This window comes from Microcystis sp. MC19 (assembly GCF_003019735.1).
Classification (GTDB): domain Bacteria; phylum Cyanobacteriota; class Cyanobacteriia; order Cyanobacteriales; family Microcystaceae; genus Microcystis.
On the sequence record NZ_CP020664.1, the window covers coordinates 1,924,860 to 1,945,471 of the forward strand.

At 44.1% G+C, this 20,612-nt stretch carries 14 protein-coding genes and 1 pseudogene; 9 read left to right on the forward strand and 6 right to left on the reverse strand.

Features of this window, described 5'->3' with window-relative positions; all coding sequences use genetic code 11:
- Positions 1-71: 71 nt before the first annotated feature.
- From B5D77_RS09805 to B5D77_RS09820, 4 genes are all read right to left on the reverse strand, one after another.
- A complete protein-coding gene (locus tag B5D77_RS09805) occupies positions 72-1,970 on the reverse strand; it encodes an N-acetylmuramoyl-L-alanine amidase (RefSeq protein WP_008198169.1) in 1,899 nt (632 codons plus the stop codon).
- Positions 1,971-2,384: 414 nt separating this feature from the next.
- A complete protein-coding gene (locus B5D77_RS09810; RefSeq protein WP_106908747.1) occupies positions 2,385-3,773 on the reverse strand; it encodes a cation:proton antiporter in 1,389 nt (462 codons plus the stop codon).
- A 116-nt stretch (positions 3,774-3,889) separates the two neighbouring features.
- Entirely contained in the window at positions 3,890-5,116 is a 1,227-nt protein-coding gene (locus B5D77_RS09815; protein WP_106908748.1) for a dicarboxylate/amino acid:cation symporter, read from the reverse strand.
- A 162-nt stretch (positions 5,117-5,278) separates the two neighbouring features.
- Positions 5,279-7,312: an elongation factor G gene (locus B5D77_RS09820; protein ID WP_106908749.1), complete on the reverse strand. Its 2,034-nt coding sequence runs from the start codon at positions 7,310-7,312 to the stop codon at positions 5,279-5,281.
- A 380-nt stretch (positions 7,313-7,692) separates the two neighbouring features.
- Between B5D77_RS09820 and ychF the strand changes: the two genes are divergently transcribed.
- Both ychF and B5D77_RS09830 read left to right on the forward strand, forming a co-directional pair.
- Positions 7,693-8,784 carry a redox-regulated ATPase YchF gene (ychF, locus tag B5D77_RS09825; protein ID WP_043998458.1) on the forward strand — a complete coding sequence of 364 codons (1,092 nt, stop codon included), beginning with the start codon at positions 7,693-7,695 and terminating at the stop codon, positions 8,782-8,784.
- A 370-nt stretch (positions 8,785-9,154) separates the two neighbouring features.
- On the forward strand, positions 9,155-11,188 hold the full coding sequence (locus tag B5D77_RS09830; protein WP_106908750.1) for an N-6 DNA methylase: 2,034 nt from the start codon (positions 9,155-9,157) through the stop codon (positions 11,186-11,188).
- A 175-nt stretch (positions 11,189-11,363) separates the two neighbouring features.
- On the opposite strand, the gene B5D77_RS09835 is transcribed toward B5D77_RS09830, so the two are convergent.
- Entirely contained in the window at positions 11,364-13,100 is a 1,737-nt protein-coding gene (locus tag B5D77_RS09835; protein WP_106908751.1) for an IS1634 family transposase, read from the reverse strand.
- Positions 13,101-13,450: 350 nt separating this feature from the next.
- On the opposite strand from B5D77_RS09835, the gene B5D77_RS09840 reads away from it, so the two are divergent.
- Entirely contained in the window at positions 13,451-14,125 is a 675-nt protein-coding gene (locus tag B5D77_RS09840) for a PEP-CTERM sorting domain-containing protein (protein WP_008198154.1), read from the forward strand.
- A 515-nt stretch (positions 14,126-14,640) separates the two neighbouring features.
- On the forward strand, positions 14,641-14,892 hold the full coding sequence (locus tag B5D77_RS09850; protein WP_043997649.1) for a hypothetical protein: 252 nt from the start codon (positions 14,641-14,643) through the stop codon (positions 14,890-14,892).
- Between the two features lie 104 nt (positions 14,893-14,996).
- Here B5D77_RS09850 and B5D77_RS09855 read toward each other — a convergent pair whose 3' ends face one another.
- Positions 14,997-16,538, reverse strand: a complete 1,542-nt coding sequence (locus tag B5D77_RS09855; RefSeq protein WP_106908752.1) for an NAD(P)H-quinone oxidoreductase subunit N — start codon at positions 16,536-16,538, stop codon at positions 14,997-14,999.
- Positions 16,539-17,045: 507 nt separating this feature from the next.
- On the opposite strand from B5D77_RS09855, the gene pipX reads away from it, so the two are divergent.
- The 5 genes and pseudogenes from pipX to B5D77_RS09880 form a co-directional block, all read left to right on the forward strand.
- Complete coding sequence (gene pipX, locus B5D77_RS09860) at positions 17,046-17,318, forward strand: transcriptional coactivator PipX (protein WP_106908753.1); 273 nt, start codon at positions 17,046-17,048, stop codon at positions 17,316-17,318.
- A gap of 3 nt (positions 17,319-17,321) precedes the next feature.
- Positions 17,322-17,981: a YggS family pyridoxal phosphate-dependent enzyme gene (locus tag B5D77_RS09865; protein ID WP_008198147.1), complete on the forward strand. Its 660-nt coding sequence runs from the start codon at positions 17,322-17,324 to the stop codon at positions 17,979-17,981.
- A 355-nt stretch (positions 17,982-18,336) separates the two neighbouring features.
- A complete protein-coding gene (locus B5D77_RS09870) occupies positions 18,337-18,909 on the forward strand; it encodes a cell division protein SepF (protein ID WP_008198144.1) in 573 nt (190 codons plus the stop codon).
- A gap of 97 nt (positions 18,910-19,006) precedes the next feature.
- Positions 19,007-19,819, forward strand: a complete 813-nt coding sequence (proC, locus tag B5D77_RS09875; RefSeq protein ID WP_008198142.1) for a pyrroline-5-carboxylate reductase — start codon at positions 19,007-19,009, stop codon at positions 19,817-19,819.
- Positions 19,820-19,897: 78 nt separating this feature from the next.
- Positions 19,898-20,572, forward strand: a pseudogene (locus tag B5D77_RS09880) (glycosyltransferase family 39 protein); the annotation flags it as partial.
- Between the last annotated feature and the right edge of the window lie 40 nt (positions 20,573-20,612).

Genomic DNA, 20,612 nt, shown 5'->3' on the forward strand with positions numbered 1-20,612 from the left:
AATAGCTTTATTTGATGATATTAAAACACGGATTTTTTGATCAGTAAACTAATGCTCCAATCATTTAACCATTAACGGAGATTTCGTTGAATATATTCAATAATCCCCCCAGCGATCGCCGCCGCCATTTGTCGTTGAAAGTTGGCATTGGCTAATTTAGCAGCATCCTCAGCGCCCGTAACGTAACCCACTTCCACCAGGGTAGAGGGCATTCTCGAGGTTCTCAGCACATAGAAACGGGCCCGACGCACCCCCCGGTCGCGCATATCGACACTGCGGACAATATTGCGATGGATGGTGTCCGATAAACGGCGATCACCGAAGTAATACACCTCTATGCCATTGACATCCGGTCGTGCTTTCCCCATAGAGTTAGCGTGGATACTGACAAATAGATCGGCATCGATCCGGTTAGCCATATCCGTGCGCCCTTGCAGGGTGACAAAGAAATCGCTATCTCTAGTTAGACGCACATCGATGCCCTGTTGTTGCAGAATGCGGGTAACTTCTAGGGAAATGGGCAGAATCACGTTTTTTTCCTGAAGGCCACCAATTCCGATCGCCCCCGGATCCTTGCCACCGTGGCCAGGATCGATCACCACTAGAAAGCGGCTATTGCGTTGTTGGGGGGGATTAGGGGTGGGGTTAGAGGGGCGCAGATGCGGGTTAAATTGCCCCGTATCTGGGGGTAAAGGGACGGGAATAGTGGTGGAGTCAGGAACCTGAGAAACGGGGCTAGAATTGCGGGAGGAAAGCAATTCTAGGGCTAGGGTTTGACCGTCCGACTGATTGAGGCGACCGAATTGAAATCCTGCCGCGGTCTGTACCAAAATCAGCACCTTATTAACACTTTCCTGACGTACGCGCAATTGATAGATGGGACTAGAGCGACCAAAGCGCGGACCTCGAAAAGACTCGGCTAACTTAGCATTTTCGATGCGTAGTTCATAGACCCCATCCCGGTTAACACTGCCGTTAGCTTTTAGGGGTAAATCCGCGCGAATTAACAGGCGAGCGTTATTACCCGTCAGATCGATCGAGGAGATCGTGGCCAAACGACTGCTAGAAGGGGGATTATTGGCAGTTTTCGGGGGGGGATTATTGGGGCGAGGATTGGGATTGCTGGCCTGAGTGGGGGGAGGTGAGGAGATATTATCCACGGAACTCATGCCGCCCCTGGGCAGTAAAACCAAGCCACCAAAACGACTATAGAGAGCTTGCCAATCAGGACTATCCCTATTAACGCTTAGGGAAATCTTAGCCTGTTGATTGGCAGTTTGACTGAATTGAATATCACCGACCCCATAGCGATTGACGGGGATAGTTTGACCGGTGAGACTGCTGGGTAAAGTGGCCCCGGGTAATTCAAATTCGATTTTTTTGCCGTCCCGGCTGCGTTGACTGCGGATCGATCGATCATCACCATTTTGCTCTAAACGGACAAAAAGACCATTGCGAGTCACCTGAAAATCATCGTTGTTGTCCGTCCGACTAACTGGGGGTGGGGGAGTGGGACGGGTGGAACCGCGATCGGGGGGAGGACTGGGATCGGGGGTGACGGGTGGTTCTGTTTGCTCACTAATCGGTTGCGGTTCCGGCAGTTCCACTGTCCATTGGGTGGGCGAAATCCCGCGAATTTTTACCTGTTGAGGATCGACGGTATAGCCGGGGGCTAACTCAATCACTAAACGGGTAGTTTCCGCATCAAATTGACCGATACGGACACTTCTGACGATATTGCCAATGGGCCGGTTAATATTGGGTTGCCCTAACCTGATCCCGGGCAGATCGATCACGATCCTGGTGGGGTTAGTGATCATTTGCGCTCGCGGTTGCACTCGATTGTCGGTGGTGAACACCAGACGATTCTCATTGGTATCGAATCGCCAAAAGACGAGCTTGCCTGCCCAAGCAGGGGCCGCCACCAGCAACCAAGTTAATGCGCTTAGGAATAACCAATGAAATCTCATGATCGATGCTCCCGTTCCTCAGTTATCAATTACCTTTTTTCGGTAAAAATGGACGATTTTGTCGATTTTTTGCCATCCATAGCTCCCTTAATGCCCTGAGAATAACTATCTATAAAAACAAGCTTATGGGACGTTGAGATGGTCTGCTATGTTTCTGATCAGTTATCAGTGATCAGTTATCAGTGATCAGTTATCAGTCATCAGTTATCAGCTTCTGAAGGTAATAGGCAAGAGGCTCCAAAAAAGAATCTGGCAATTCTCCTACCTAAAAATAAGGTTAGAAACTAAGTCCATGAAAGCTTTTAGCTTAACAAATTAGGATTTAGATTCGGCCCTTGTTATCAATGAAAAGACGGCACTGTTAGTGCCACTTAACACTGCTACTGGTAACTTAACACTACCACTGGTAACTGCTCACTGCTCACTGCTCACTGATTGAGGATTGGCGGTGGGTTCTTTAAATACTAACCTTAACAGAGGCGGAGCGACAAAGGTGGTCAAGATCACCATCATAATAATGGCCGCATCGGTAGCGGGGGATAAAGCACCACTAGCGGCCCCGACTCCGGCAAAGACTAAACCCACTTCACCCCGGGGAATCATGCCAACTCCGATCGCCAAGCGATTGAGTTTTTCCTTACTGAAAACGGCTAACCCCGTCACCACTTTACCCAAAATAGCGACGACAATTAGGAAAGCGGCCAAGACTAATCCTTCTCGATTGCTGGGAATAGCGGGATTAAGCACACTTAAATCGGTTTTTGCCCCCACACAGACGAAAAATATCGGTACGAATAAATCGGCGATCGGGAACACTTGTTCTGCCAATTCCGATCGCTTTTCCGTTTCCGCTAGAACCAGGCCCGCAGCAAAGGAACCGAGAATCGCTTCTAATTGAATAACTTGGGCAATATAGGCAAGAATAAAGGCGAAAATCAGGGAAACTAAGAGCAATTGTCCCCTAGTTTTCATGCTATTAACTAATTGAACATAAAAGGGGCTTAAAAAACGACCGATCAGGATCGCCCCGACCACAAAAGCGCTAGAACTAATAACTAGATAAATTACTTTGCTAATTTGCACTTCTCCAGTCTTCACCAAAGAAGCAACGACGGCGAGAACGATAATACCGAGAATATCATCGAGAACCGCTGCCCCGATGATAATTTGACCTTCTTTCGCTGATAACTGCCCTATTTCTGCTAAAACCTTGGCGGTAATGCCGATACTGGTAGCGGTTAAAGCTGCCCCGGCAAAAATAGCGGCAATGGTGGCCAGATGAAAGATATAGATTAAACCCAAAGTACCCACCAAAAAGGGAACCGCAACCCCCACCACTGCCACAGCGGCTGCCTGTGGACCGACGCGAATTAATTCCTGCAAGTCCGATTCTAAACCGATCTCGAACAGCAGGATAATTACCCCCAATTCCGAGAGGACGGAAATCACCTCACTAGCAGCGCTAAAAACGGCGGGAGATTCCTCCGGGGTGAGGGGGGAAGTGGATTCTAGGAAGTTAATTAACAGAGAATCCTCGAATCCCGCCCCTCCTTCTGGAAAAACCAGTAATTTTAGGGCAGAAACCCCGATAATCACCCCACCGACTAATTCTCCTAACACGGGAGGCAAGTTGAATCGGACGCATATTTCCCCCCCCAGTTTACAGGCGAAATAAATAACGGTCAAACTCAGCAGCACGCAGGCTAAAACTAAGGCACTATCGGCAGTTTCGGCCGTAGCTGCCGAGGCTAACAGGGGAAGATTAAAACTCCAAGCGGAAGAAAGGAAAGGCTGTAATATCATCGCTCGCTCAAAATTACTCCCAATACTCTAACAAGCTGGCGGCCTATTCAGTTATTCCCTATTAAACTTTGCCCCTTGTCCAAATTCTACGAGGGTTCTGCCGTGGCTAGGTGAGGCTAGTTTTTTGATTCTAGGGATTTTTCCTTTTCTCCTAATTCCCAGTAATTGAGCAGGATAGCATTAACTGTATTACCGATCACATTTAACACGGTTTTAAAGCCATCGGTCAAGCGATCGACCCCTGCAACTAAAGCCACCCCCTCTAATGGTAAACCCGCCGCCGATAATACGGTAGTCATGGTAATTAATGCGCTGCCCGGTACACCCGGGGTACTAAAAGAAACCAATAAACCACTCAATGCGATCGCTAATAACAAAGAGGGACTTAAAGGAACTCCGTAAACCTGAGCGATAAAAAGAGCATTAAATCCCTGTAAAATTGCCGAACCATCGCGTTTTAGTACCGTTCCCAAGGGAATAGCGAAACTGGCGATATCTTCGGGTAAACCGTATTCTTGAATTTCCCGCAAAACTACGGGTAAAGCGGCGTTAGAACTAGCAGTACCGAAAGCTAAGGATAAAGACTCCGATAAAGAGGCAAAAAAGCGTCGAGGTTCTCCTTTGAGGGCAAAAAGGAGCAAAACATACACCCCAATCATCAAGGTGCTGGCCAAAAACAGACCAAAAACATAGAAAAAAAGTCTCGCCACTAATTCTAACCCCTGAGTGGCGATAACCGAAGCAATCAGAGCAAATACCCCCACAGGTGCTAGATAAAGAATCACCGATAGGATTCTCTCGCTGATTAGATAAAGACTGTCTATCAACAGAATAAAAGGTTTTGCCCCCTCTTTGGCCAGTCCGATGCCGATACTAAATAAAACTCCCGTCACGATTACCTGTAAAAGATTGCCCCCGGTAAGAGCTTCTAGGGGATTAACCGGAATCAAGCTAATCAGCCAATCTCTCAAGGATACTGGTGTATTGGTGGTCATGGCGGCATTAGTGGCAAATCCCTCTAAACCTATCCCCGGTTTTAATAGCAACGCCGTCGCCATGCCGATTAACAGAGCAAGTGTACTGGTTAGCAGATAGCCAGTCATCAATCTGAGTAAATATCTACCGATCCGCGCCGCATTCTGTACCCGGGTTAATCCTAAAATAAGAGAAGAAAAAACGATCGGAACCACTACAAATTGAATTAAGCGCAGAAAAACCTGTCCCACTGGCGCAAGAATATAGTCGTCTAAGGGTAGGATTAGGGCAGGAAAAAAACCATTCAGCAGCGCACCGAAAACAATTCCTGCACCGAGGGCGACTAAGATCAGAGTAGATAAATTCATGAGGTTAAGTTGAGAATTCCGAGACTAATTTGGGGCAGTATAGCACTAGGCTAATTTTATCGAACCCTTCTCTCATTTTTTGCCAGAAAAGGGAGAGATGAGCCAATAAAAGCCCATCTCTCGGTAATTTATCGCTCTACTTTAGTGACAGCCAAGAAGACCTTACTTGTTACCATTACCCTGCATGGCTAAAACCGCATCGCGCAGTTTATCCGGCACTTCTTGCAGGTGATCCTCATCCCACCGGAAGAAACCGACACCCATAGTCAAAGAACGCAATTCAACGATCAAATCGTGCATTTCCGCTTGGGGTAGATAGGCCGTCACCTGATCCCAACCTTTCCACTCCTCAGAAGCTTCAAAACCCTGAATTTGACCGCGTTTACCACTGATTAACTGTAAAACCTTGGCGGTGTATTCTGAGGGAGCGAGAACCGTCACCGATAGAATGGGTTCTAATAAGACCGGATGACATTTAGGCAGTCCTTCCGTCATCGCTAGACGGGCCGCTTGTTTAAAAGCTTGTTCGGAACTATCGACACTGTGATAGGAACCATCGGTGAGGGTGACATCAATATCCACCACGGGGAAACCCAAAGGACCATGACCGAGATATTCCCGCACTCCCGTTTCCACCCCGGGGATATACTGTTTGGGGACAACACCACCGACAATGCTTTCATGGAAGTGGAAACCTTCCCCCCGGGCCAAGGGTTTAATATCGAGATACACATCACCAAAAGCACCGTGGCCGCCGGTTTGGTGTTTATAGCGTCCGTGGGATTTGGTGCTGGCCTTGATCGTTTCCTTGTAGGGAACTTGGGGTAAATGGGTGGTCATCGGTAGATTATACTTGCGTGCTAGGCGATCGAGGGCCACTTGTAGATGAATTTCTCCCTGTCCCCAGAGAATCACTTCTTTAGTGTCGCCGTGTTGTTCCCAGTAGAGGGAGGGATCTTCTTCGATCAGTTTTGTCAAAGCTGAACTTAATTTAACTTCATCCTTGCGATTGACGGCGGCAATAGCTAGAGCAAAGACGGGTTTAAGCTGTAATCCTTTGGGAAGGTCGGGTTTTTGACTGCCGCTGCTCACCACGTCTCCGGTGCCGATTCCTTCCAAACGACCGAGAGCGACAATTTCCCCCGCTTGGGCCTGCTGTAGGGGTTGTTGTTGTTGTCCCATGAGACGATAGATACCACCAATCCGCACACCGTTTAAGGCCATGCCATCGTTAAGGGTTCCCTGCCAGATTCGCGCTAGGGAGAGGCGACCGCCCTGGGGAGTAAAATAGGTTTTGAGGATTTGTACCACTGCGTCCCCATCCGCACTGGGATCGAGACCGCGACGATTGGCGGTAATTGTCGGGGCCGGCGCTTCTTCCACTAAAGCGGTGAGGAGATGACGCACACCATAGTCCCGTTCCGCCATACCAAAGAACACGGGTACTATCTGATCGGCTCCCAGTTCTTGTTTTAAGTCTTGGAGAATTTCTTCCCGGGAGGGGTTAATATCTTCGAGGAGTTCTTCTAAAAGATGATCATCAAATTCGGCAATCGTTTCTAGCATTTCTTGTCGAGCGATCTGTTCTTCTTCCTTGAGGTGGTCGGGTAAAGGTACAGGATCGGCGGGACTGTTAGCATGGTAATGATAAGCCTGTTCGTTGATTAAATCGATAAATCCGATAGTTTCGTTGTTCTGACGGATAGGATATTGTTGGGGAACGAGGGGACGACTGGAGACGGATTTGAGAGCTTGTAGGACTTCGTTAAAGTGACTATTACAGCGATCCATCTTGTTGATGAAGATTAGATGCGGAATTTCCCAATCATCGAGGAATTTTAGCAAGGGAGCCAGGGTGAGAACTCGATCGACCACCGGTTCACAAACGATAATAGCAGCACCGGCCCCGACGAGGGCATTATAGGTTTCACTGGCAAATTCGATCGAACCGGGGCAATCGAGAAAGGTAAAATTTAGGTCTTGGTATTGACTGTGGGCAACGGAAACTTCTACACTCATCTGTCGATCCCGCGCTTGCGTGGAACTATCACCAACGGTATTGCGATCGCTGATTTTGCCTTTTCTGGTGATCGCTCCTGTTACGAAAAGTAAACTTTCCAGTAAGGAGGTTTTTCCACTGGAGTAGGGGCCGACAAGGGCCACATTACGGGTGTTTGCTCCGATACTTTGATTCATACAGATACCCCCAACAATGATTTAGTGATTAGTTGCGGCGATTGGACGATATTTACACTCGATCGCCCTTGGGAAATATACTGTCATAGCACTGAAAATTACTCTCAGGACGTATTTAGAAGTGAAAGGCCTGTCTTGCCATAATTTTGCCCAGTGCTACAGGTGTATTCTTTCCTACTCTTCACCCTAACTCAGTCTCAAGCATTACATCCCATTCTCGCAATCTCTTGTAAAATCTCGCCTACTTTTAGTTAAGGAACTTGAATAAATGTTAACTAAGCTGTTAACTATCCACCGTCTTTCTCATCAACTGGATTTACAAAAACGAGAGGCAGCCTGATATAGTGAGAGGTCGGGATGATGTTTATCAAGCAATTTTTATGTTGAAAGCTGGAATCGTGGGACTGCCAAATGTGGGTAAATCGACCCTATTTAACGCTCTGGTGGCTAATGCCAAGGCCGAGGCCGCTAATTTCCCCTTTTGTACCATCGAACCGAATGTGGGTGTGGTATCCGTCCCCGATGAACGTCTGGAGGTTTTGGCTAAAATCTCTAATTCTGAGAAAATCGTGCCGACGCGGATTGAATTTGTCGATATTGCCGGATTAGTTAAGGGTGCGAGTCGCGGGGAAGGATTGGGTAATCAATTTTTGGCTAATATCCGGGAAGTGGACGCGATCGTTCATGTGGTGCGCTGTTTTGATAATGATGATATTATTCATGTTTCCGGTTCCGTGGATCCGTCCCGGGATATCGAGGTGATTAATCTAGAGTTAGCTCTAGCGGATTTGGGACAGGTCGAGAAGCGGGTGGAACGTTTACGCAAACAGGCGAAAAATAGCAAGGAAGCCGCCGAAGAATTGGCTATCCTTGAAAAAATCCTAATTTGTCTTAATGACGGTATTTCGGCGCGAAAAGTGGATTTAAGCAAAGAGGAAGAAGAATTAATTAAAAATCTCGGTTTATTGAGTCGTAAACCGATTATTTATGCCGCTAATGTGAGCGAAGATGATCTGGCCACGGGTAACGATTGGGTAGAAAGTGTCCGTCAAATTGCCCAACAGGAACAGGCAAAAGTTGTGATCGTTTCTGCTCAAGTAGAATCGGAATTAGTGGAATTGTCGGAGGAAGAAAGAAAAGATTTTCTTGGTTCTTTAGGAGTAGAAGAAGGGGGATTAAAATCTTTAATTAAAGCTACCTACGAGTTATTAGGACTGCGTACCTATCTCACCACTGGTCCCCAAGAAACCCGCGCATGGACGATTATTTCTGGGATGAAAGCACCCCAGGCAGCCGGAGTTATTCACTCGGATTTTGAACGGGGTTTTATTCGTGCGGAAACTGTGTCTTATCAGGATTTAGTTAATAGTGGCACGATGAGCGCAGCCAAAGAAAAAGGTTTAGTCAGAAGTGAAGGCAAGGAATACATTGTTCAAGAGGGTGATGTTTTACTATTCCGTTTTAATGTATAGCTAAAAATAAATCAGGTGAGTGTCACCCACCTGATCAAAAGGCTAAACAATTTTACCAAAATAACAGGAGAGCATGACTGAATTTATTCAGTCTTCCTCAATGTTTTGATATAATCCCTCAAGATTTCTGCCCTAAACAATCTCTCAGCTTTTTTTACTCACTTTGGTTAACATTAAACTGAATTTTTTATCTCTTGACATCCTCTAATTTATATTCTATAATCAGGTATAGTGGCAAGTTCTTGTTTAATCAAGATGGCGATTATCTCTGTCCACTAAAAGACTGGTTTGCTGGGAATGCAGTCAAGGCTAAAAATATTCTATCTATTCAACAACCCGCAACCAGAAACGTTCAAATCAAGCGCAGTAAATGAAAGAGCAAGGATTGTTATTTTCCGAAGACAGCCTGTTACCTGAAAAACTCCCGCAAATTCAGGAATTACGACCTTCTAACAATCTTTCCGCAGTTTTTGAAGAGTGCCATAATTATATTTACGCCAACGAAGGAATGCTCAAAGACAAGATTTTTCACGAGATGGTTAAACTAATCATCATCAAACTTCATGACGAAAAATCTGCCAAGCAATCTGTAAATTTTGGCGTTACAGCAAGTGAATATAAAGCCATCGTAGCCAATAAGTCCGATGAATTTATGTCGCGTCTCAGTCAATTATTTACCTCAATCAAGAATCATTATCGGGGATTTTTCACCGATGACACATTCAAGTTAAAACCTTTGACTCTTGCTTATATTGTAGGCAGGTTACAGTACATTAATTTAACTAAAACATCTGGCGATATAAAAGGGGAAGCCTTCCAGACTTTTGTAAATAGACACCAGCGTGGAGATAGGGGAGAATTTTTTACCCCTCACCCAATTGTACGCCTTGCGGTTGAAATGATAGACCCCAAACCAAAGGAAAAAATTATAGATCCTGCTTGCGGAAGTGGTGGTTTTTTAATTCAAGCAATAAACCATGTTCGACAAAATAATCCAGAGTTCGATATAGCAAGTTTTGTGCAAGAAAGTATTACAGGAATTGAATTTAATCCCGATGTCGCCCTTTCGGGAATGATTCGTTTAGTTTTTGAAGGTGGCACAGGTTCAGAAATTATCTGTACTAATGCGCTTATCGAAGATGAAAAATTCAATAATTCTTTTGATGTTATCTTGACCAATCCTCCTTTCGGAAATAAAGGCAAAGTAGAAGACCAGAAAATTCTTCAATCATATATTCTTGCCCGGAAATGGCATAAATCAGCGTCCAATGGTTGGGAAGTTTCCCCAACCATTTTAGCCGGTCAGTCGCCCGATATTTTATTTATTGAGAAATCTATAAAATTATTGCGGGCAGGTGGACGCATGGCGATTATTCTGCCCGATGGTTTATTACAAAATATCTCTAATGGACCGATTCGGCATTGGTTGCGCTCCCAAACAAAAATATTAGGTGTTGTTTCCATACCGCCGGAAGCCTTTGTACCCTACGGCACTGGAATCAAGACATCACTTTTGGTGGTTCAAAAATTACCAGCAAACAATGATTCTTGTTTTATGGCACAAATCAAAAAAATAGGCTATGACGTTAAAGGACAAACAATATATAAGCGCAACAAGTCGGGAGTTATAGCCCGAAAAAAATCAGGTTTGCCAATAGTTGACGATGATATAGATGATATTTCTCACTCTTTTAGGTCATTTATCAATGGCGAATTTGCACAAAACAGCGATTGTATTTATACAGTTAAGAATACCCTGCTCAATTCGAGACTGGATGCCGAACATTATTTACCCAATGACCAAAAATTATTAGAACATCTAAAATCTATTGGGGCGAAACCTTTAGGTGAAATTGCCGATATTTTGAGAGCTGCGGCTGATTTTCGTTTATCTAGGGACAGTGAAATTAGATATATTGCTATTTCCGATGTTGATTATCGTACAATGCAAGTTGTTTCTCAACAAATAATTAAGGCACACGAGGCCCCATCTCGCGCAACTTATAGATTGTACAAAGGCGATATTATTACAGCAATTTCAGGAGCAAGTACAGGAACACCACGCCAAGCAACAGCCCTAATCACGGAAGATGAAGACGGAGCAATTTGCTCAAATGGATTTTCGGTATTAAGAAATATTCAGGGAGTCGAGCCTTTGTTTTTATTAGTATATATGCGAACAGACTTTTTTTTGCGTCAGATTAAAAGGTACATGACAGGTCATGCTATTCCTACTATTTTAGTAGATGATTTGTCTAAAGTTTTAGTGCCTATTCCACCCCAATCTGAACAGCAGAGAATAGCAAAAAGTATGACCGAAATTCAAGCAATTAGAAAAGAAGCGTTAAAGGCAAGTGAGAATGTTGTTAACGAAATGAGTCTTCTACTTGGCCAATTTGAGTAAGGCAAAAAGCAGGTTAAGCTTAGAAAAAGTCTTAATACTAAATCCGGTTATTAAAAACTGATTATCTATTCCCCCTTTTGCCTGTCCTGATATGTAGCCTATACCTGGACTTCCCCGTTGACAAAAAGCCATAAGCTGTGCTGTAGAAGGGATTAAGAGAATTTACGCCGCCCCGTTACTGGGTACAAATCAGGGAAACTCCTAATAAATCTAACGCTTTTTGTTGCAGTTGGGTCGGTCGAGTTATCTTAGAAAAACGATAACTTCCCTCTCTAATCGTACATTCCACTGTATTCAAGCAAATTGTCCCCAGGTCTTCCAACAAAGTCCGAAAACTATGCACAGGAAAGTTCTCTTGATTCCGTTTTTTTCTCTCTTTAGACTGAGCGGATTCACTCCGATTGGCTTTAATCACATTCAGAGAACCATCATCAATTTCTTCATCCTCAAATAATAAAGGAGCCAAGCACTGTTTTAAATGCCATTCCACATAATAAGCCAACATACATAAAAAGATATGAGCTTTGACTCTATCACCCTTATAATGATAGATAGGACGTACCTTTAAATCAATTGACTTATAACAGCGAAATGCCTCCTCCACTTGAGATAAACTTTTATAAGCTTTAACCGTCGTCGCTGCATCCATCAAGGTTGACTCCAGAGAAGTTCTTAACACATACACACCATCCAAGGCCGTTTCTTGAGCGATTAATTCCCGCTTACGCTGATAAGAAAAGCCTTCTTCTGTTATCTCTAGGTTATAGTATTTATTGACCTTAAACTGATTAAGAACCTTGCCCACTCTCAAAGCTATCTTATCTTGGCCCTTTAAAGCTCTTTTCTCCCTTTGAGTCGCCTGAACAATCAAATCTAGTTCCTTCTCTACCGCTTCTAATAATGCCTCTCTTTGTAGTTGATTTTTCTGGGCAATGAAGGGATTACGACAAGCAATTAATCTTTCTTCGGGATAATCTTCACTCTCAAATTCCACCAAGTTTACCTGATCAAATAATCCTAATTGAATCACTTCCACCTCAGCCAGTTTCCGAATTTGAGGCTTAGTTAAACCAGTAATATAGTCTAATCCTTCTATCGGTTTTACTAATTCCTTGATTTTCGAGTTAGTTAAAATTCCTCTATCACTTACCCAGACCACATTCTCAATCTCCCAACCCTTTCTGACTTTCTCAATTTGTCCGCTTAAAGTAGCACCATCTGAAGTGTTTCCTTCAAATACTTCTACCGCTATCGGACAACCCTTAGCTGAACAGAGCAAACCAAACACTATCTGAGTTTTCCCCTTCTTTTTATCTCGATTATACCCATATTTTCCCAGTTCACAACCATTTCCTTCTAGGTAGGTAGAAGTGACATCATACAAGACTAATGTTCCTGATTCTAAGTGTTTAATTGCTAGGTGCTTCTCAATTTTCTCTTGTTTTTCTAATAACCAATCTAAGGCGTTATATAATTCGTCTTCATCGCCTTTCTCTAAGTCTAACAATTGTCCTAAACTCTGACTACAAGTCTCACTATTAAACCCTCTCGCTGTGGCTAGTTTCGATTTAGGATTGATGATTCTTGCCACAATCATCGCCACCACTAAGTTTCTGATTCGTGAGGATTTTTCACTGATTATTTTATCTAAACCCAATTTTTTAATCGTCTCTAAAATAGCCATTACATGACCATGAGGAAGACTTCTAATCACTTCAAAATGATTGGGAATGCCTTCATTCATGGACAGTGTTGCTCCTTTAAGAGCCAGTTTCAGATTTTCGATAATATCATCGGGTAATTTTGAGAGATTGGCAAGGGTTCTTTTTTTGACTTGATCTCCTTCTCGGTAGGATTCTCGAAGAAGAACAGCGGGGGGAGAATTACGGTTAGGAACTTTTTCTATATACATGGCTATCATTTTAGCAAATGGAGAGAATTCTTGTCCATTAAGAAATGTTACAAATTACATGGGTACATTAAGAAAAGTTAAGGGGGTGCATCCATTGATGGATAAGGGTTTTCGGCTATTGTAGTATATATGTATGGGGGGAAGTTCAGCTATACTCAACGGATTTAGTATGAGTCGCTAGTCGAGGAGAAAAATGTAAAGAATTATTAAATTGTAGCTTTTGATACATTTGTGGGGGGGGGAATGTGTATTATTTCTTCCGTCTGCCTGTTGTCTTGGGTTAGGCTGTTGCTTGACCAAGCTGCGAGCAAGACGATAGTTGCCTCTATTCACCCGTTTGCTCAATCAAGATGATTAAAAACCGATTAATTCCCACCCTAGCTTTAGCTGGCGCAACTTCTCTCGCTGCTATGCTCACTCCTGTGGCGGCAACGGCCGTTACTTTTACTGTTAACCGCAGTTGGAGTAATGGTAGTAATAACGCTTCTTTGGTGGGAACCGTAGATGTGCCAATAGGTAGCTATACTATCAACTCAACTGGTACCCCCAATCCCTTTACCAACGTTAACCTTACCTTGACAGTTAATGGTAATCCTTTTACTTTAGATACTGTCGTCATTCCTAGTGGCAGTATCAACGGAACAGGGCAATTTTTGGTTAATGCCACATCTTCAACGTTAACTTTTAATACAAACGCTTCTGGTTCTAACGCGGCCAGAGTAAGGTTTCAGAACTCAGGAAATCCGTTCGGCAACAGGCAGTATGAAATCGGTACTTTCATTGACAAGTCAACTTTTCAGCCTGTGAATCTTGAAGGTTCAATCTCTTCACCTGGTTTCACCGAGGTTGTAGCTTCAGTATCTTTACCCGTAACTTTTGGGATAGCACAAACAGCACAACAAGTACCTGAACCCGCCTCCCTCTTTGGTCTTGGAGTTCTCGGTACTCTCGGCGCAGCTTCAACCCTCAAGCGCAAACTAAAGCCATCCAAATCAGCCGAAAAAGAAACCACAAAAGTTGGCTAAATTGCTTATAAAAATACCATAAATGCCCCTTCAATTAGCCAGTTGAGGGGGGTTTATTTTTAGTCCATGTTTCTATTTAGGGTTTGCTGAATAAATGTGAAATATAGACGAGGTAAGGGTTTTAGTGTCCTGTTTTGCTCTCACAGGTGCAAGATTTTGAGAGAATCGTGGTTCAAAACCTTGCGTCTTCATCGGCCCGCGTCCTGTAGGGGCGAAGCATTCGGGCAATAACCTATCGGTGAAACCGTAGATTTTCTATCCGAATGCTTCGCCCGTACTTTTTCAGCAAGCCCTATTCATTGATTTTTTTGATCCAATGGCAACTTTTACATCAATAGGGTCAAATTCAATGAGTATGGTGATTTCGTGCTACAATAGAGGTCTGTTAAAAGTAAAAAGAACAATCAATTAAGTAGGTAGGCGTTAAAAATTATCAGACACCCCCCTTATCAAGGGGGGCAGGGGGGATCGAACCTAAAATCGATTTTTAATTTAATTATAACCAGCTACTTACCATGAATAGCAAGACAGAAATCACTATTCAAGTTCCTTTAGAAATTGCTAGATATTACGCTAAAATTAAACCCAATGACCGAGGGAACATAGAAAACAAATTAACTGAAACTATTCAATTAGAATTAGAAAAATATCGTCAAAAAGCAGCGGCGAGATTATCAACAATTATGGATCAAGCTAGTGATGAAGCAGAAGCTAACGGATTAACTCCAGATATTTTAGCCTCTATTTTAGAACAAATTGAGAGTTAATCACATTATTAAAAACGGATTAGGTGTAGGGCTAATTCATGAATTAGCCCTACAATAGGCGTTGTTATTCTGATCTGACAACGCTGATAAATCAACAGAGATTCTCAATTTGCCCGGGAAATATGCGTCGCCAGAGCCGCCGATTGTAGGATGGGGGTAGTGGTGACGGAATCCGTCGCTAGGGTAAAGAGAGGATTGGAGAGGATACCAGCTAGGGAAGTGGCCACTAGGGAGAGGACAATACCCACCTGTAGGGGACGCATCCCGGTAAGAGTCCAATTGATAACGGGGTAATTTTTCACCGCATCGGACATCTCTTGGGGTTCCTTGACCACCATCATTTTGACCACGCGGATATAGTAGTAAATCGAGGCCACACTGGTGACTAAACCAACGAGGACGAGGGCATAAAGTCCCGCTTGCCAACCGGCCCAGAATAGATAAATCTTGCCAAAGAAGCCCGCTAGAGGCGGAATTCCCCCCAAAGAGAGCAGACAGATGCTTAAACAGAGGGTTAGGAGCGGATCTTTCTGGTAGAGTCCCGAATACTCAGCGATCTGATCGGTTCCAGTTCTGAGAGCAAAGAGAATCACACAGGCAAAAGCCCCTAGGTTCATGAACAGGTAAATTAACAGATAGAAAATCATGCTAGAGTAACCCGCGTCAGTACCGGCGGTTAAACCAATCATGACAAAACCCGCCTGACCGATCGAGGAATAGGCTAACATCCGTTTCATGCTAGTTTGGGCCAAGGCGACCACGTTGCCCAGGATCATACTCAAAATTGCTAGAGCGATAAAGATAAACCGCCATTGTTCGCTGACTAGACCGAAAACCGTCACTAATAGGCGAATTGCTAGGGCAAAACCGGCCGCTTTGGAACCCACCGAGAGGAAAGCGACCACGGGAGTGGGAGAACCTTCGTACACATCAGGAGTCCACTGGTGAAAGGGAACCGCCGAAATTTTGAAAGCGATACCGGCAATCACAAAAACCAATGCGATCGCCAAGGCCAAGGACTGACCACCATTGACATCGGTTAATTTTTGGGCAATGGCACTTAAACTGGTTTCACCTCCGGATAAACCGTAGAGAAGGGAAACACCATAGAGGAAAATCGCCGAACTAGAAGCTCCAATTAACAGGTATTTTAAGGCGGCCTCGTTCGATCGAGGATCTCGCTTCATGTAACCGGTCATTAGATAGGAGGAAATACTGAGCATTTCTAGGGAGATGAAGATCATCACCAATTCACTAGCGCCGGATAGGAACATTCCCCCGAGAGTCGCAGTGAGCATAATGGCTAAAAATTCCGCTAGGGAGGTTCCCGCTTGTTCCACATAACGGATAGACATCAGCACTGTGGAGGCGGTAGAAAGGGCAATAATCGCCCTAAAGACGATACTGAGATTATCGCCCTCAAAAGCCCCTAAAAAGGCCACTGGTTTCGGATTGTCCCAGGCAAAATAGAGAGCAACCACAGCAGCGAGCAGACCAGCGATCGCCGCGTAGGGCAGCCAACTTCTGGCACTCCGTCCCAAGATCAAATCGCCGATTAAAATCACCATCAGGGTGATAATCAGGATTCCTTCGGGCCAGATAGCGCCGGCGTTTAGCTGACTGGCAACAAGACTAGAAAAATCCATATTGATTGAGGTTAAAGGAATTTGAAGTTAAAAAAGGCTTAATACAAGCTTAGGGCATTTGATCAGCGATTCAGTGATCAGTTATCAGTGATCAGTTATCAGATGTGAGTTTTCACGGCACTGATCGCCGCTATCGGGTCAAAATATCTAAAAAACCAGATAAATTTGAGATAATCTTAGCTTTTATGGGTATTATACTTGTCTATTGTCTTTTTTATCCTCTTGTCTCCTAGTCTCCTCAGCTAAGGGAAAATCTTTGATTTTTGCAGCCGAGCTAATTTCTGGTGGTGACAACTCGTCACCGAAATGTATCCACCTTAACAGGGAAAAAGTGAAAACTCAGGAAATCATGACATAGACTAGCATCGTTAGTTGTCATTGAAGGATTCTGGTAAAATCAAGCTAGGGAAACCCTCGAAAAATCAATTGTTTTTGAGCCATCCGCTTGATTTTGTTGTGGAAAAACTTTCTAGTTCGCTCCATCCTTTTCCTTTAGCGATCGCTTGAATGAGTAACGAAACCTATCTCAATCATCCTACTTTCGGTCTATTATACAGAGTGTGTCTATTAGAAGAACATCGGGAATTATTCACCACTCTTTATGCCCAACGTCTTTTTTTTCTGGTGACGGTGGGACCCAAAAAAGTCTCTTTCGATCCGATTAGTCGTTCCGATGCTCGTCTTTTAGTGGAAAACCGGCTGCGGAATTTGCGACGGGTCAGTAATGTGCAAGAATTTAACAGTCTCAACCAAACTTATCAACAAACCTTTTCAGTCTAGTTCATGACGATCGCTAGTCGCATCGAGTCAATCCGTCTTACCCTACCCCCCTCCGCGCGCCTGATTGCCGTCAGTAAACAGGTATCGAGTGATTATATCCGTCAAGCTTACCGGGCAGGAGTGAGAGATTTTGCCGAAAGTAAGCTACAGGAAGCAATCTCGAAGCAGCAAGAACTAAAAGACCTGCCAGATATTTCTTGGCACTTTATCGGGCATCTACAGGCAAATAAAGCCCGCAAAGTTCTAGAATCTTTTGATTTAATCCATTCCCTCGATAGTTTAAAATTAGCCCAAAGACTCGATCGCCTGGCCTCAGAATTAGAGATTAATCCCCAAGTTTTGCTACAGGTGAAAGTTGTCCCCGATCCCGATAAGTTCGGTTGGGACACGGACGAACTCATAGCAGATATTCCCGCTTTAGTCAACTGTAAACAGCTAAAAATTCAGGGTTTGATGACAATTCTGCCCCAAGGATTATCCGACGGGGAAAAGTTAGCCGCCTTTGAAAAAACTGGCGATTTAGCCCAAATAATCGAGAATAGCTCTAGTTTATGCCTGCCGCATCTATCCATGGGGATGTCTAACGATTATCCTCTGGCAATCAAGGCCGGAGCCACTTTGATCCGGGTGGGAACTGGCATCTTTGGTGATCGCATTTACTGAACCATCTGCGTAAATTTACAGAAAAAACCTCTAGAAATTTTAATAATTGGTGACAATATATCTTAGAATTACAGCGTCTAGTCTAGAAGTTGCTGGTTAGAAATGAGGAATTGACTTTTTCCCAATCCCTAAAAACTATCCCCTGATAACTGATAATTGATAACTGAAAAGAGGGAACTAACCGCTGCCCCCAGACGACTAGAAGGAAAAATTTAGTTCCATCCACTAGATGGATGCCCCCTTAACAAAACAGTTCTCCTGTACCAAGTGAGAGCCAAAATTGTTAAGGGTAACTAAAACAACCCCGACTCTGGCCAAGACCACCCAAAAAAATCTTTTGAAGGACACTTAGACTGTGAACAACATTTTTACCAAACTCAAAGATTTTGTCGGTATCTCCGAACAACCGGAAGACGAAGACGAAACCGACTACGAAGAAATGAACTGGGAAAAGTCTTCCCCCCAAGATAGGGGTCAAAACGAAGAAGAAGATCCCCTCAATCGTCGTCAACGCGAACCTTTAAATCTCAGTACAGCCACATCTATGGGACTCAACAGAAGCAACGTGATCGGTATGCCAGGTATTAACAACAATAATGCAGAAGTGGTCGTGATCGAGCCCCATTCCTTCGAGGAAATGCCCCAAGTTATCCAAACCCTGAGAGAACGCAAATCGGTGGTTTTAAACCTCAACGTCATGGATCCCGAAGAAGCACAAAGAGCCGTGGATTTTGTCGCCGGTGGCACTTATGCGATTGATGGTCATCAAGAACGCATCGGTGAGAGTATTTTCCTATTTACCCCCAGCTGCGTTAAAGTTAGCACCCTTTCCGGAACTATTCACGATATCACCGATAACCCGAAAATAGCTCGTCCCGTTTCCTCCACACCTGCTTGGGGAGTCGAAAGCAGTCGATTAGCTCAATGAATCCTCCCATAGTCCTCTCGTCAAGTTTGTCGAAGCTAGAAATCGATCGATTCTCGAGAGGATTCACTCTTTTTTACTTTTTACTTTCAATAATACTGTGTCTATTCGTTTAGGAATTATTGGCGGTGGAGTGATGGCCGAGGCCATTCTCAGCCGTTTATTAAAAAAAAATATTTATAGTCCGGAAACGGTGTTAGTCAGTGAACCCCAACCCCAACGGCGCAACTTTTGGGTTAATACCTACGGAGTGCAAGTCAGTGAGGATAACCGGGAAGCCGCCAGAGCAACTGAGGTGTTAATCTTAGCGGTAAAACCGCAAATTTTAGAGCAAGTAGTCAATAGCTTGCTGGGAATACCCGAAAAACCCCTAATTATCTCGATTTTAGCAGGAGTTACCCTCAATCGCTTAGAAATGGGCTTTCCCGATCGCCCCGTCATCCGGACGATGCCCAATACCCCCGCCACGGTGGGACAAGGGGTTACGGCAATCGCAGCCGGTCGTCATGCGGAACCGGAACATCTGGCCGTAGCCAGAGATATTTTTGCCGCGGTCGGTTCGGTGGTGGAAGTTCCCGAGGCTTTGATGGACGCGGTAACGGGATTATCGGGATCGGGCCCAGCATTTGTGGCCCTAATGGTGGAAGCTTTAAGTGATGGTGGTGTGGCGGCCGGATTACCGCGATCGATCGCGTCTCAATTGGCCCTAGAAACGGTTTTGGGGACGGCAACCCTATTAAAAGAATCGGCCATACATCCGGGGGAATTAAAGGATCGCGTCACTAGCCCCGGAGGAACCACGATTGCCGGGGTGAGACAATTGGAAAAAGGCTCTTTTCGATCGACTATTATCGAGGCAGTAGTGGCGGCCTATCATAGATCTAAAGATTTAGGGCGTAGTTCCGAAAAGTAATCTTGCTATCTTTTCTAACCCATAACTAATGTCTCGATCTGTGATAAGATACGCAGCAATTCTTGTCCAGAAAAAGTTATGAATAAGAAATCTGCTCGTTTTGATTTAATGGCATTAATTGCCATTGCTGTTTTTTTTCTAGGGATCGTTTTCTGGAAAGTCCCGCTTGATTACCCCTATATAGTTAATTTTGATGAAGCGGTGGCTCTGGTACTTGCCTACGTCACCAAACAAGGTTATCGTCTCTACGAACAAGTTTGGTACGATCATTTATCGGGGTTATCTGTTTTACTAAATAGTTGGTTAAGCCTGACAGGATTTACTATCCATGCCGCCCGCCTTATGGTGCTTTCTTTGTCCACAATTATGTTAGGAATTTTTTATCTAATTCTGAGAGTTAATTGCGGAATATTGGCCTCTTGTTTATCAGTATTTATTCTCTCAACCTGTCTAGTATATATTACCCTGTCAACGGGAGTGTTGCAGGAGTTACCCTCACTTTTTTTTACAATCCTAAGTATTTTTATCATCTTTAAAGCCGTTCAATCCACAGGTAAGCTTAAGTATGGACTCTATTTACTCAGTGCCATGGCTTTTGTTTTTTCCCTGCAAATTAAACTTTCGGGCATTACTATTATCCCAACTGTAGCTTTAATTATTTTTCTCAATCAACAAAATAGTTTTATTAAAAGAATCATTGATATTGTTATTTGGTCAGTCGCTGTTGTTTTAGTCTTTGTCGGGAGCATCTCACCTTTGCAATAAGTAGAAATGCTTAATGAGATCAATAAAA